This window comes from Diaphorobacter sp. LI3, from assembly GCF_022807955.1.
Classification (GTDB): domain Bacteria; phylum Pseudomonadota; class Gammaproteobacteria; order Burkholderiales; family Burkholderiaceae_C; genus Diaphorobacter; species Diaphorobacter nitroreducens.
Genome location: NZ_CP094346.1, coordinates 3076755 through 3089921 on the forward strand (window position 1 = coordinate 3076755; position 13167 = coordinate 3089921).

General features: G+C 68.5%; 16 protein-coding genes. 13 read left to right on the forward strand and 3 right to left on the reverse strand.

From position 1 onward, the window contains the following. The first annotated feature begins 108 nt into the window (after window positions 1-108). The 6 genes from MRB47_RS14290 to MRB47_RS14315 all read left to right on the forward strand — a co-directional run bounded on the left by MRB47_RS14290 (window position 109) and on the right by MRB47_RS14315 (window position 4990). Window positions 109-396, forward strand: a complete 288-nt coding sequence (locus MRB47_RS14290; protein WP_088888550.1) for a hypothetical protein — start codon at window positions 109-111, stop codon at window positions 394-396. A gap of 44 nt (window positions 397-440) precedes the next feature. Further along, window positions 441-1199, forward strand: a complete 759-nt coding sequence (locus tag MRB47_RS14295; protein ID WP_252101016.1) for a pseudouridine synthase — start codon at window positions 441-443, stop codon at window positions 1197-1199. A 224-nt stretch (window positions 1200-1423) separates the two neighbouring features. Continuing rightward, window positions 1424-1993 (forward strand): MgtC/SapB family protein, encoded by a 570-nt coding sequence (locus tag MRB47_RS14300; RefSeq protein WP_252101017.1) that lies wholly within the window; start codon window positions 1424-1426, stop codon window positions 1991-1993. A 54-nt stretch (window positions 1994-2047) separates the two neighbouring features. After that, entirely contained in the window at window positions 2048-2257 is a 210-nt protein-coding gene (locus tag MRB47_RS14305; protein WP_011805706.1) for a hypothetical protein, read from the forward strand. Window positions 2258-2436: 179 nt separating this feature from the next. Further along, the gene (locus MRB47_RS14310; protein WP_252101018.1) at window positions 2437-4431 is read left to right on the forward strand and encodes a hypothetical protein; all 1995 of its coding nucleotides are present in this window, start codon (window positions 2437-2439) and stop codon (window positions 4429-4431) included. Window positions 4432-4516: 85 nt separating this feature from the next. Continuing rightward, window positions 4517-4990: an OsmC family protein gene (locus MRB47_RS14315; protein ID WP_047350591.1), complete on the forward strand. Its 474-nt coding sequence runs from the start codon at window positions 4517-4519 to the stop codon at window positions 4988-4990. A gap of 43 nt (window positions 4991-5033) precedes the next feature. On the opposite strand, the gene ylqF is transcribed toward MRB47_RS14315, so the two are convergent. Continuing rightward, window positions 5034-5993, reverse strand: coding sequence for a ribosome biogenesis GTPase YlqF (ylqF, locus tag MRB47_RS14320; protein ID WP_252101019.1), 960 nt, complete (start codon window positions 5991-5993; stop codon window positions 5034-5036). Window positions 5994-6048: 55 nt separating this feature from the next. Between ylqF and MRB47_RS14325 the strand changes: the two genes are divergently transcribed. Both MRB47_RS14325 and MRB47_RS14330 read left to right on the forward strand, forming a co-directional pair. Next, a complete protein-coding gene (locus MRB47_RS14325) occupies window positions 6049-6270 on the forward strand; it encodes a hypothetical protein (RefSeq protein WP_252101020.1) in 222 nt (73 codons plus the stop codon). Window positions 6271-6285: 15 nt separating this feature from the next. Next, entirely contained in the window at window positions 6286-6495 is a 210-nt protein-coding gene (locus tag MRB47_RS14330) for an oxidoreductase-like domain-containing protein (protein ID WP_123676493.1), read from the forward strand. A gap of 71 nt (window positions 6496-6566) precedes the next feature. On the opposite strand, the gene arsA is transcribed toward MRB47_RS14330, so the two are convergent. Beyond that, window positions 6567-8327: an arsenical pump-driving ATPase gene (gene arsA, locus MRB47_RS14335; protein ID WP_252101021.1), complete on the reverse strand. Its 1761-nt coding sequence runs from the start codon at window positions 8325-8327 to the stop codon at window positions 6567-6569. Window positions 8328-8440: 113 nt separating this feature from the next. Here arsA and MRB47_RS14340 point away from each other — a divergent pair, with 113 nt between their 5' ends. From MRB47_RS14340 to MRB47_RS14360, 5 genes are read left to right on the forward strand one after another with little or no spacing between them, the layout of a single operon-like run. Beyond that, window positions 8441-8764, forward strand: a complete 324-nt coding sequence (locus tag MRB47_RS14340) for an ArsR/SmtB family transcription factor (protein WP_015912969.1) — start codon at window positions 8441-8443, stop codon at window positions 8762-8764. 22 nt (window positions 8765-8786) lie between these two features. Next, the gene (locus tag MRB47_RS14345; RefSeq protein ID WP_252101022.1) at window positions 8787-9272 is read left to right on the forward strand and encodes an ArsI/CadI family heavy metal resistance metalloenzyme; all 486 of its coding nucleotides are present in this window, start codon (window positions 8787-8789) and stop codon (window positions 9270-9272) included. Window positions 9273-9289: 17 nt separating this feature from the next. After that, entirely contained in the window at window positions 9290-9787 is a 498-nt protein-coding gene (locus tag MRB47_RS14350) for an arsenate reductase ArsC (protein ID WP_252101023.1), read from the forward strand. A 1-nt stretch (window position 9788) separates the two neighbouring features. Further along, window positions 9789-10871, forward strand: a complete 1083-nt coding sequence (gene arsB / locus MRB47_RS14355) for an ACR3 family arsenite efflux transporter (protein ID WP_047350586.1) — start codon at window positions 9789-9791, stop codon at window positions 10869-10871. Next, window positions 10861-12054 (forward strand): MFS transporter, encoded by a 1194-nt coding sequence (locus MRB47_RS14360; protein WP_411275699.1) that lies wholly within the window; start codon window positions 10861-10863, stop codon window positions 12052-12054. The genes arsB and MRB47_RS14360 overlap by 11 nt, the downstream gene beginning before the upstream one ends. 46 nt (window positions 12055-12100) lie before the next feature. Here MRB47_RS14360 and MRB47_RS14365 read toward each other — a convergent pair whose 3' ends face one another. After that, on the reverse strand, window positions 12101-13018 hold the full coding sequence (locus MRB47_RS14365) for a LysR family transcriptional regulator (protein WP_252101024.1): 918 nt from the start codon (window positions 13016-13018) through the stop codon (window positions 12101-12103). Between the last annotated feature and the right edge of the window lie 149 nt (window positions 13019-13167).

Genomic DNA, 13167 nt, shown 5'->3' on the forward strand with positions numbered 1-13167 from the left:
GCCCGCGTCGCCTGCGGGAGGCCCTGGCCGCTGCAGCCCCCGCCACTGTTATCATGGCTGTACAAACATCCAGTTAACACCCTATCGCCACGCAACGGCCACATCACCATGGGACTTGACCAGATCGCCATCGCCCTGCTGGGTGCCACCGCCGCCTGGCTGTCGCAGGCGCGCAGAACGGCGCTGCGCCGCTGGGCCTGCATCTTCGGGCTGCTGGGGCAGCCGTTCTGGTTCTACGCCTCGTGGAAGGCCGAGCAGTGGGGCATCTTTACCGTGTCCATCATCTACATGGGCGCGTGGCTGCGCGGCCTGTGGGTGTACTGGCTCACCTCGCAGCAGGACCCGCCCCATTCGGGCCTGAGTACCATCCAGCTCACCCCGGGGCGCAACCCCTGACGCCCGCGCACCCTCCGCTGCGCCTGCTGTGGCAGGACGCGCACATGGTGGCCGTTTTCAAGCCGGCGGGCTGGCTGGTGCACCGCACAGGTCTGGACGCAGGCGAAACGCGCTTCGTGATGCAGGCGCTGCGCGACCAGATCGGCCAGCACGTCTACCCCGTGCACCGGCTGGACAAGGGCACCTGCGGCGTGCTCGTCATGGCCCTGCACCCCGCCGCCGCGCGGGCCCTGGCCGACGCCTTCGCCCGGCATGCCGTGCGCAAGCAATACCTGGCGCTGGTACGCGGCTGGGCACCGGCGCAGGCCGAAGTGGACCACCCGCTGCGCCCCGACGACGCGCCGCCCGACGCCCCCACCCAGCCAGCCCATACGCGCCTCACGCGCCTGGCGCGGCTGGAGCTGCCCGAGTCCAGCGACCCCCGCTTTGCCACGACGCGCGCATCGCTGGTACGGGCCGAGCCGACCACGGGGCGCCGCCACCAGATCCGCCGCCACCTCAAGCATCTGGCCCACCCCATCCTGGGTGACGCCACCCACGGCAAAGGGCCGCTCAACCGTTGGTGGGCACAGCGCCTCGGCCTGCACCGCCTGTGGCTGCATGCGTGGCAGCTCAGCCTGCCCCACCCCGCAGACGGCCGCCTGGTCACGCTGCACAGTGGATTGCAGTGGCCCGCTGCCAGAACATCCACCACCGCCAGCGCACCCACGCCGCCAAACGCGGACGCAGCGCCGGATTGGCAGCAACACATCTGGACCCTGCCCTGGCAGCAGGATATCGAAGATTCGCTACCAAAAGAGTAGCTTGTAGCGCTTACCCAGCAAGCGCTACCGGCCAATTTTTACCCAACGACCTGCAGCTTTTCGGAGCATCCCGCCACCCGGCCGTGTCCTACCCACAGGAGCGGCGGCCGCCGCTGCCCACCCCGGTCTGCGCGCTTCACACTGGCGGCCATGCACCGTGCAGCGCCCCACGCTTTCCTCTCCGCTTCGCCCCTTTCTCGCCTGGTCTTCAGGCGTGGCACGCCATGACCGGCTGGTGGGCTGACGCCCTGGCCGTGGCCGCCCACGAGTTCTCGGACATTGGCGACCCCCAGCAAACCACGCGGGTGGTCTTGCGCATGGGCGTGGCCGCGCTGCTGGGCGGCCTGCTGGGGTGGGAGCGCGAGCAGGCCGGCAAGGCCGCAGGCATGCGCACCCACATGCTGGTGGCCATGGGCGCCGCGTTGTTCGTGCTCGTCGCGCAGCAGGCGGGCATTGCCCCGGCGGACAACAGCCGTGTGCTGCAAGGGGTGATCGCCGGCATCGGCTTCCTGGGCGCGGGCACCATCCTGAAGGGCGACGCGGAAAGTCAGGTCAAGGGCCTGACCACCGCGGCCGGCATCTGGCTCACGGCCGCCATCGGCGTGGCCGCGGGCCTGGGGCGTGAGAGCACGGCCATCCTGGCCACGCTGCTGGCAGTGGTGGTGCTGTGGGTGATTCCGCTGGTACAGCGCGCCGCCCCGACGGACCCGGGCCAGCCTCCGGCTCGACGCAAACGCCTGCGGCGCAAAACGCGCGCTGGTCTGACAGCCGACACTCCGCAGGATGGCCTGTAATGCGGTAGGGGGCACCCGTCCCCCTTTTGACCGCAACGACCCAGGAGCACGCACATGCCCCAGCAAGCCACCATCCAAGGCCACGTCACCTACCGGGAAGGAGACGGCATGCCCATTGCCATTCCGGAAGGACCGGTGGAACTCACCTTTGCCACCGACAGCGTCACGCTGAGCTGGCGCGACGACAACAACACCGCAGGCCTCACCGCCCTGCCGCGCGACCAGTACGAGCTGTATGTCGCCGACGGCAAGATCGTGCTGTAGTCCCTCCCGCGTGCGGGCCCCGGTCGGCAAGGCCCCGCGCTGCCCGCCACAGCGGCAGAACCCAGGCCCATCCATGGCCGACGCCCCGCTACCCATGGCCCGTGGGGGCCCACGGGCCGCACATTGATGGCGCAGCGGTGTCGGCGCTACCATGCGCCACACAACCGTGCGCCTTTGCCATGTCCAGCCCCTCTTCATTTGTGCCTCCGCCTGCCAGCGCGGTCAAGCCGGCTCTGTTCCAAGAGCCCGGGCTGCCGGTGGACGACGGACTGTGCGCAGGCGATGCAATGGACGCGGCGCAACTGCGGCGGCTGCTCCAGGCCGCCCTGCCCGACAAGAGCCAGCACAAGGCAGCCGGCTGGTTCGGGCAGACGGACTTTCTGCTCACGCGCAGCCACGTGGATGAAGACCAGGACGCCTACCACGACGCCCTGTTCATCACTCTCTGGAAGCGCTGGGACTTCTGGCTTGCCCTGCCCCCTGCCGAAAATGCACCTACCCACGCGCTGGCGCAGGCCTGGGCGCGGTTGCGCTCTGGCGTCCCGCCTCCGCCCCCCGGCGCGGACGGCCTGGTGCGCCAATACCGCGCCTACGACAGCACCGGCCAGCCCGGCGCATGGCAGCCGCTCCCCGCCCAGGCAGGGGCGGGCGACGCGGCAGCCGGCGCGCTGGCCGCCTGCGGAGAGGGCTGGCGCAAGGTGCTGGCCTACTGGCGCCTGGCCGAGGGCCAGCGCCGCGCCGGCCGGCCGCTGCGCGAGCGGCTGCATGCCACGCTCACCCCCGCGCGCATCGAGGCGCTGACGCTGCTGCCCGTATTCACCACCCGCTACAACACATGGAGCGACCCCGAGCGCAACGGCTGGTGGGAGGGCGACGTGTGGATCGGCGCGCGCCAGCCCGGCCAGCAGGGGGGCCATTCATGGGGCCGGGCGCTCAAGTTCAGCTGGCGCAACGGCAGCGAGCGCGCTGGCGACCCCGAGGACGACGCACATACCTGCTACCAGATCGACCTGACGCCCAGCGATGCCCTGCCGGAGGGCACGGCCCACCCGAACGGCCTGCGCATCAGCTACAGCCAGCGCCAGAGCGATCCGCGCACGCCGCTGCCCAACCACGCCGTGCAGCACATGCAGCACCTGCTGGAGCTGTTCACCACGCTGGAGCAGCGCCTGCACGCCGCCCATGCACAAGAGCAACAGGCACTGCACTCCAGCGGCTTGTCCGGCGATGCCCCGCCCCTGCCCCGCCTGCCGCCCTTCGCGCCGCACGAGGCCGACGCCGAGGTGTTCGGGCCCGTCCTCATGGCGCTGTCGCACGACTGGCAGGCCCGCGGCCGGGCCCACGCCGCCCGCGTGCGGGAGCACTGGCTGAAGCAGGCCGACGCCGCTGAGGCCGCGGCGGCCCTGGAGCACGGCACGGAACCCGCGGCGTCATCCGCTGAGGCGGCGGCCGCTGCCGTGGCGGCCGCTGCGGTAGGCGATGCTGTACCCGCCCATGGTGGGGCGCCCGGTGCCGCGGCAGCCGGCACGCCCCCGGTGACCGTACCGCCGCCCGCCCCTGTGCACTTCATGCCTGCGCAGCCCACCGACCCGCGCGGCCCCCAGGCTGGCGCCGTGCTGCAACTGGCACGCGCTGTACACGCGCTGGCCGACGGCGACCTGTCCGCACGCTTTCACCGGCGCTTTGCCTTCGCGCCCCATGTCTATGCCCACCACGCCGCACGCACCGGCCACGCCGTGGACGCCCTGCAGTGGCTGGAAGATGGCCGTCTGCTGGCCCGCACGGAGCCCGTGCATCCCACGCAAGCACCCGCGTGGTGGCGGGTCAGTGCCGATGCGTGGGCGCTGAGCCCCACGGCCGCACCGGCAAACCTGCCTGCATCGTGCCCCGCCGCCACCGTCCATGGCCTGCGTGTGGAGGGCGACGCACAGGGCGATCTGCACGGCCTGGCCGAGGACGGCACGGCCCTCTGGCGCCACCACATCGGCGGCGCCATCCTGGCGATCGCCGCAGCGCCCGACGGCCACACCCTGGCCGTGGGCAGCGCCAGCGGCTACCTGGTGCTGCTGCGCAAGGGCAGCGGCACCGACCCGGCCCTGCTCAGCACGTCGCGCTATGCGGAGCTGCGGCGCTTCATCTTCTGGGCGGATGCATCCAGCCCGCTGGCCTGGTAGGGGCAGCGCGTGCGTTGCTTCAATATCCATAGCTGCTCGCGCTTGACAGGCGGGCGCTAGAGGCATTTTTCATTCAAACACCACCATGGCCACTTACCACGCCGAAATCACCTGGACGCGCGACGCCACGCCGCAAGACTTCCTCAAGAACCGCTACAGCCGCCGCCACCTGCTGCGCTTTGACGGTGGCGCGCAGTTGGCCGGCTCCTCGTCGCCCCACGTCGTGCCGCTGCCCTGGTCCGACGCGGCCGCCGTGGACCCGGAGGAAGCCTTCGTCGCCGCACTGTCGAGCTGCCACATGCTGTGGTTCCTCTCCATCGCCGCGCGGCAGGGTTTTTGCGTGGACGACTACCGCGACGCGGCCGAGGGCGTGATGGCCCGCAACGCCCAGGGCCGCATGGCCATGACCGTGGTCACGCTGCGCCCGGCGGTGCGCTTTGGCGGCGACCCGCAGCCCACGCACGAACAGCTGCACGCCCTGCACCATGAGGCGCATGAACAGTGCTTCATCGCCAACTCGGTCACCACCGAGGTGCGCTGCGATCCGGTGCTGGCCTAGGGCCTGTGAACTGTGCAGATCCTGCGAGCGAACCTGGCCCTGATCAGTCCTCGTCCCGCGTGGCGTTGCGCGCGCGGCGCTCGTTGCGGCGCAGCTGCTCGGCCTTGCGCGCGGCGCGTTCCTTTTCCTGCACCTCGGCGGCGGCCAGCCAGGCCTCGAACTCGGCCGGCGTCTCCAGCGTCACACGGCCCAGCGCTGCGCTGCGCAGGTCGGTGAGCACGATCTCGGCGGCCTTTTGCAGGTTGAGGCGCCCGCCGCTCATCACCGCGCCGCGCTTCCTGGCAATCAGCTCCAGCAGTTCGTCGTCGTGCTTGGCGGCGATGGCCGCCGCGTCCAGCCCCAGCTTGTAGCGCGCATCCAGCAGCGGTGCGTAGTGCTGCTTGAGGTAGGCCAACAGTTCCAGCGCCACTTCTTCCTCGTCGTACGCATTGCGGCCCACGGCGCCGCTGGCGGCGAGCTTGTAGCCGCTTTCGGGCACGGTGATGCGCGGCCACAGCATGCCGGGCGTGTCCCACAGGTAAAAGTCATCGTCCAGCACGATGCGCTGCTCCTGCTTGGTCACGCCGGCCTCGTCGCCCGTCTTGGCTTCGCGCTTGGCGGACAGGGTGTTGATCAGCGTGGACTTGCCCACGTTGGGAATGCCGCAGATCAGTACCCGCATGGGCTTGGAGAGGCCGCGCCGGTTGGGCGCAAGCTGCCGGCACGCGTCGATGAGCCGACGCGCGGGCGCGGCGTCGGACGCATCCAGCGCAATCGCGCTCGTGCCGGGCCGCGCGTTGTACCAGGCCAGCCACGCGGGCGTGCGCGCCGGGTCGGCCACGTCCTGCTTGTTGAGCACCTTCAGCGCAGGCTTATGGCCCGTCAGCTCGGCCAGCAGCGGATTGCTGCTGGAGCCGGGCAAGCGCGCGTCCAGCAGCTCGATCACCACGTCGATGTCCTTGATGCGCTCGCCGATCGCTTTGCGCGTCAGGTGCATGTGACCGGGAAACCACTGGATGGCCATGGACTGTGTACTTTCACGAATGGGGCTTGCGAAGCCGCCAAGGATAATCGCCGCCATGCCCTCTTTCTCCCAGCGCAAACAAGATTCCGAGCTGCTGCTCAAGGGCGCGGTGTGCGCGCTCATTGGCGTGATCATCCTGCTGGCCCCCTACATAGCCCGCTCGCCCGACGTGCGCGAGATGATGGCCCAGGGCCACGTCATGGGGTGGTTCGCGCTGGTGCTGGGCTGCGCCTTCCTGGCGCGCTACGGCCTGATCCGTTGGCGCGGGCGCCGGTAAGGCCCCGTCACCTTCATGCTGCAAGCCACCCGCCAGCGCTTCGCCGCCCTGCAGGCGCAGGCCGCCCACGCCGGCGTAGCGCTGCGCCCACCGCCGCCTGAGCCCACCACCTGCTGCGGCCGCGGGTGCAATGGATGCGTGTGGGAGGGCTTTTATGCGGCGGCGCAGTGGTGGTGCGAAGATGCGCAGGGCGCGCTGGCGCAGCCTGGCGGGGGCTCCTCCTGACGCTGCACCAGGCTGAATGTGTGCCGCGGCCCGCGAAGCTCTTGCATGCCAGGAAGGGCCGCCTCTGCAGGTCAAGGCTCCAGCAGAGCCCCCAGCGCCTTTGCGCCCACGGGCGGGGTCGCCGCCCAGGGAATCAGATAGAACCGGCCTTGCGCCAATGCTTGAACCCGCTCCATCTGCCGCCTCTCGCTGTTCAACCGGGCCTGAAGAAGGGGATCGCGGGTGTTGCTGGCCAACAGCGACTTGTTGACCACCCAGGCGAAGGTGCCGATCCGGGCCCGTTGCAGGTCCTCCTTCAGCGCGGCGGCCTGCGACACCGGGGTGGCCTCGGGCAACGTCACCAGAATGATCTTGGTGTAGTCAGGGTCCTGCAGCCGCATCAGGGGCGTGGTGATGCGCCCCGACGCCTTGCCTTCAAACTCCCGCACCATCTGGCGGTGGTAGGCGCCCGTGGCATCCATGAGCAGCAGCGAGTGGCCCGTGGGCGCGGTGTCGAGCACCACGAACGCACTGCGGGCCTGAGACACCACATGCGAGAACGCATGGAAGACCGCCACTTCTTCCGTGCATGGAGAACGCAGATCTTCCATCAACAGGTCCTTCTCCGCCGGGGTCATGCCGGCCGATTTGGCGGCAACGACCTTGTCCACGTATTTCTGGGTCTCTGCTTTGGGGTCAATGCGCCCGACGGTCAGGCCCGGGATCTCGCCGTCGAGCGTCACCGCCAGGTGGGCGGCGGGGTCCGTGGTGCTCAGGTGCACGGACTTGCCGAGCTTGACCAGTCCCAGGGCGATCGCCGCGGCAATGGTGGTCTTGCCCACGCCACCCTTGCCCATCACCATGATCAATCCACGCTCGCCCCGCGCCAGCTCCGCCACCAGCGCGGACAGTTTTTGGTGCGCGAAGTCGGGTGCTTCCAGGGCGGCCGCAGGCACCTCGGTCGGTGATGGCGACAGCAGCGCCCGCAGCGCCTGCAGCCCCACGGAATCGACGGGCCGCATGGGAATCACGTCAGCCGCCAGACGTTTCAGCGCCTGCGGCATCTCCTGCATGGCCTCCTGTCCCAGAGCCTCGATGGCCAGGGCGACGGCATCGCGAGGGTCTTGCGCCTTGAAAACCGCGTTGATCACCAGGCGCTGGTGGGAAAGGCCCAACTCACGCAGTTCGTCTGAGGACCTGGCGGCTTCGTTGAGCGCTCCCGCCTCAGGCCGCGCCACCAGAACAATGGTGGTGAGCGAAGCGTCGTTCAGGGATGCCAGCGCCCGGTTGAAAAGCTGCTCCTGCATCTTCAACCCCGAATGCGGCCCCAGGCAGGATGCTCCGCGGTCATTGCCCTTGAGGAACCCGCTCCATGCCTTGGGCAGGCTGAGAAGCCTCAAGGTATGGCCCGTGGGGGCGGTATCGAACACGACATGGTCGAAATCCCGCCCTCCCTCCGACAGAAGTTGAGAGAACTCATCGAAGGTGGCGATCTCGGTGGTGCAGGCACCCGAGAGCTGCTCGCGCACGAGGTCCACGTCCTCAGCCGTAGCCTGTGTGCCCATTTGTTCAATGACGCGGGCACGGTAGTTCTGCGACGCGGCTTCCGGATCGATGTTCAGGACCATCAGGCCCGGAACCCCTGGCACAGGAACCGGATGGTTGCGCAGCGCAATGCCGAGCATTTCATCAAGGTTCGACGCCGCGTCGGTACTGACCAATAGAACCTTCTTGCCCGCGTCTGCCAAGGCGATGGAAACCGCTGTGGATACCGAGGTCTTGCCGACACCACCCTTGCCGGTGAAGAACAGGTACCTGGTGGGCGCGTCCAGAAGGGTGAAGTGAGATGGCATAAGCGTTCGTGGTCAATGCACCGAATGGGCGGGGATAAGGGATTGCCTCAGGCATGCGTCATGTTGCACCGAAGAAATTTACAATAATTCCAATATCGTTGTATAGTTGTTTTATGCAAGAAATCGATGTCATCCGCTCCCTCGCAGCGTTGGCCCAAGAAGTACGCCTGCGGGTGTTTCGCGCACTGGTCGTGGCTGGCGCAGAGGGGCTCACGCCAGGCTCGTTGTGCGAGCAACTGGCGGTGGCACCCAACACCCTGTCCTTTCACCTCAAGGAGCTCGTGCACTCCGGCCTCGTCAGCCAGGAGCGTCAGGGGCGCAACCTGATCTACCGGGCCTCCTTCGACACGATGGACGATCTGCTCGGCTACCTCACGGAGAACTGCTGCCAGGGCGCGTCCTGCCTGGCGGAGACGGCAAAGAGCTGCGACTGTTGACCCAGTTTTGAAGGAGAACCCCATGAAGCGATTCCATGTCCACCTGCATGTGGAAGACCTGGCCCAGAGCATCCGTTTTTACTCCCAGCTCTTCGCGGCCGAGCCCGCTCGCGTGGAGGCCGATTACGCGAAGTGGATGCTCGACGATCCGCGGGTCAACTTCGCGATCTCCACGCGGGGCACCTCCCCAGGCTTGGATCACCTGGGCTTTCAGGTGGACGACGCGGCCGAACTGTCAGAACTGAAGGCCAGGGCCGCATCGGCCGACATGGCTCTGCTCGACGAAGGCGCCACCACCTGCTGCTATGCGCGCAGCGAGAAGCACTGGGTTACCGACCCGCAGGGCATCGCGTGGGAGCACTTTCACACGCTCGGCGACATTCCCATGTTCAACGAGTCCAGCCCAACGGCTGCCGCCGGCGCGTGCTGCGCGCCAAAGGAGCCTGCGGCCACGACATCCAAGGCGCCCTGCTGCGGGCCCGCCACGTCCTCATCCACCTGCTGCTGATGCGCTGAAGGTTCTTCATGACAACGCCCTTGAACGTTCTTTTTCTCTGCACGCACAACTCCGCGCGCAGCATCCTGGCCGAGGCCTTGCTCAACGCCATGGCGGGCGGCCGCTTCAAGGCCTGGTCTGCCGGCAGCAGCCCGCGCGACAACCAGCAGCAGCATCCCCTGGCTCTGCAAGTCCTGCAAAAGGCAGGCGTCTCCACCGAGGGCTTGCGCAGCAAGAGCTGGGATGAGTTTGCCGCCCCAGGCGCGCCCACGATGGATCTGATCATCACCGTGTGCGACAACGCCGCGGGAGAGGTCTGCCCGATCTGGCCGGGGCACCCCGCAACGGCGCACTGGGGCTTCGCCGATCCTTCCGAAGGCGACGCGCCTGACTCAGAAAAGCTCGAAGCCTTCCGCCAGACGCTGCACCTGATCAAGCGCCGCCTGGACATGCTGATCAACCTGCCCGCCGACAAGCTGGAGAAAGCGGTATTGCAGGCCAGCGCCCGCGAACTCGCAGGGAAATGACATGAGTGCCCAGTGCGAAACGACCGCCCAACGCGCGGCAGGCGCTCCCATGAGCGTGTTCGAGCGCTATCTCACCGTGTGGGTGCTGCTGTGCATCGTGGTGGGCATCGGGCTGGGCCAGGCGTTTCCCGGCGCGGCGCGGACCATTGGGTCGTGGGAGGTGGCCCGCGTCAACCTGCCGGTGGGGCTGCTCATCTGGGTGATGATCATCCCGATGCTGCTCAAGGTGGACTTCTCCGCCCTGGGCGAGGTGCGGCACCACGTGCGCGGCATCGGGGTCACGCTGTTCGTGAACTGGCTGGTCAAGCCATTCTCCATGGCCTTCCTGGGGTGGCTGTTCATCCGCCAGTGGTTTGCCCCCTACCTGCCAGCGGACCAACTGGACAGCTACATTGCTGGCCTGATCCTGCTGGCCGCCGCCCCCTGCACGGCCATGGTGTTCGTATGGAGCCGCCTGACCGGCGGCGACCCCCTGTTCACGCTGTCCCAGGTCGCGTTGAACGACAGCATCATGATCGTGGCGTTCGCGCCGCTGGTGGCCTTCCTGCTCGGCCTGTCGGCCATCACGGTGCCATGGGACACGCTGCTCACCTCGGTGGTGCTGTACATCGTCATTCCGGTGGTGCTGGCCCAATGGTGGCGGCGCGCCTTGCTGGCACGGGGGCAGGCCGCGTTCGACGCGGCACTCCAGCGCATCGGGCCGTGGTCCATTGCGGCGCTGCTGCTCACGCTGGTGCTGCTGTTCGCCTTCCAGGGCGAGGCCATCCTGCGCCAGCCACTGATCATCGCGCTGCTGGCCGTGCCCATCCTGATCCAGGTGTTCTTCAACTCGGCGCTGGCCTACTGGCTCAACCGCGCGGCGGGTGAAAAGCACGCGGTCGCCTGCCCATCCGCCCTGATTGGCGCATCCAACTTCTTTGAACTGGCCGTGGCCACCGCCATCAGTCTGTTTGGCTTCGAGTCGGGCGCGGCACTGGCCACGGTGGTGGGCGTGCTCATCGAAGTGCCGGTGATGCTGCTGGTCGTCAAAGTCGTGAATTCATCCAAGGGCTGGTACGACGCGGGTGCAAAGCGTGCAGCGTAGAACCACCACCACGCTGATGCTGGGCGTAGCCCAGACACTGGCGTGGGCGTCGTCGTACTACCTGCCGGCCGTGGTGGCCGCGCCGATGGGGCGAGACGTCGGCATGTCCTCGTCGGCGGTGTTTGGGGCGTTCTCGATGGCGCTGCTGTTTGCCGCAGCAACCGGCCCCTGGGCGGGGCGCGCCATTGACCGGGCTGGTGGGCGGCCGGTACTGGTCGTCAGCAACCTGGTGTTTGCCGCAGGGCTCGCGGCGCTCAGCCTGGCCTCACAGCCCGCCCATGTCTTTGCTGCCTGGGCCCTGATGGGCTTGGCCATGGGCAGCGGCCTCTACGAAGCCGCGTTCGCCACCGTGGTCCGCCTGCATGGCCAGGACGCCCGGCGGGCGATCACCGGCATCACCTTGCTGGCAGGCTTTGCAAGCACGATCGGCTGGCCATTGACGGCCTCCCTGGAGTCGGCGTTCGGCTGGCGGCAGGCCTGCCTGACATGGGCGGCGCTGCATCTGCTCATCGGCCTGCCGCTGAACGCGATGCTGCCCACGGCCGCGCCGGCCGCTTCGGCCGGTGCGCAGGCCGCTGCGGCAGGGAGCCCTCATGCACAGGCAGCGGCAAGCCCGGCACCGGCCCGGCGGCGTGCGGCCGTGCTCATGGCCTGCGTGTTTGCCATTGCGTGGTTCAACAGCACCGCGATGGCGGCGCATCTGCCGCAGGTCCTGCAGGCTTCGGGCGTGGCCTTGGCTGGCGCGATCGGCATTGCGGCGCTGGTGGGGCCGGCCCAGGTCGCGGGGCGATTGGTCGAATTCACCGTGCTCAAGCGGTCGCATCCGCTGTTGTCGGCGCGGCTGGCTACGCTGGCGCATCCGCTGGGCGTCGTACTGCTGATGCTGCTGGGCAGCCACGCGGCGCCCGCGTTCGCCGTGCTGCACGGGCTCGGCAACGGCATCCTGACCATTGCCATCGGCACCCTGCCGCTGCTGATCTTCGGCGCACAAGGCTATGGGCAGCGGCAGGGGTTCCTGATGGTGCCCGCGCGCATCGTGCAGGCCGGGGCGCCATTCCTGTTCGGGCTGGCCGTGGAGCGCTGGGGCGGCGCGGCGCTCTGGCTCTCCGCCACACTGGCGGTCCTGGCGTTTTTGGCACTGGCCGCCCTGGCCGCAGGCATGAACCGGTCCGGCGACGCTTGACCGCTATTGCCAGGGAAGGTGTCCGCCCGCAATGCGCACCATGCGCTCATCCACCAACGCGGCCCGGCTCCCGCTGGCCCGCCACCTCCCGCAGCCACGCCCTGAAGGCCTTCACCCCCGCCGACTCTGCACGCGCCAGCGGCACCACGAGGTAGTACGCATCGCTGCTGGTCAGCACGCCACCGGGCAGCTCCACCAGCGCGCCGCTCGCCAATTCCTCCTCCATCAGAAACCGCGGCAGCAGGGCCACGCCCAGGCCGGAGATGGCGGCCTGGGCGATCATGGCGAACTGCTCGAAGCGCGGGCCGCGCAGGGCCTGGGGCGCGGGCACGCCCTCCTGCTCGAACCAGTCGGCCCACAGCATGGGGCGCGTGGTCTGGTGCAGCAGGGTCAGGCCAGCCACGTCGGCAGGGGTCTCGATGCGGTGGCGGGTGCGCAGCGCGGGGCTGCACACCGGCACCACTTCTTCGTGCATCAGGTAGTCGCACACGGCGCCGGCCCAGTGGGGCGCACCGTAGTGGATAGCGGCATCGAACGGTTCCTGGGCGAAGTCAAAAGGCTCGCCACGGGCAGAAAGATTCACCGTTAGCTCCGGGTGCAGCGCGGCGAACGCAGGCAGGCGCGGCACCAGCCAGCGCGCGCCCAACGTGGGCAGAACCGCCAGGTGCAGGAGTCCGCCGCCATCGGCCAGGGCCATGGCCTTCTGCGTGGCGGCACCGAGCTGCTGCAGCACGGCGCGTACGTCGGCGGCGTACAGGCGCCCCGCATCCGTCAACACCACGCGCTGGCGCACCCGGGTGAACAGGGCCTGACCGAGCTGTGCCTCCAGTTGGCGCACCTGGCGCGAGACGGCGCTTTGCGTGAGGTGCAGCTCCTCCGCCGCACGTGAGATGCTGGCGTGGCGCGCGGCGGCCTCGAAGGCGAGCAGGTCGGCCACGGGCGGCAGGAAAAGTTTGCGAAACATGGCGTTAATTCATGCAGTCAAAGAATGAACCCGACCAAGGCTTGTGGTAACGCATAAGGCGCCAGCGCTTGATCCATAAGCGCTGGCGGCAGGCAGGGCTGAGACGGGATATTGCCACTTGATGCGATTTACGCAACAAGTCGTTCCGC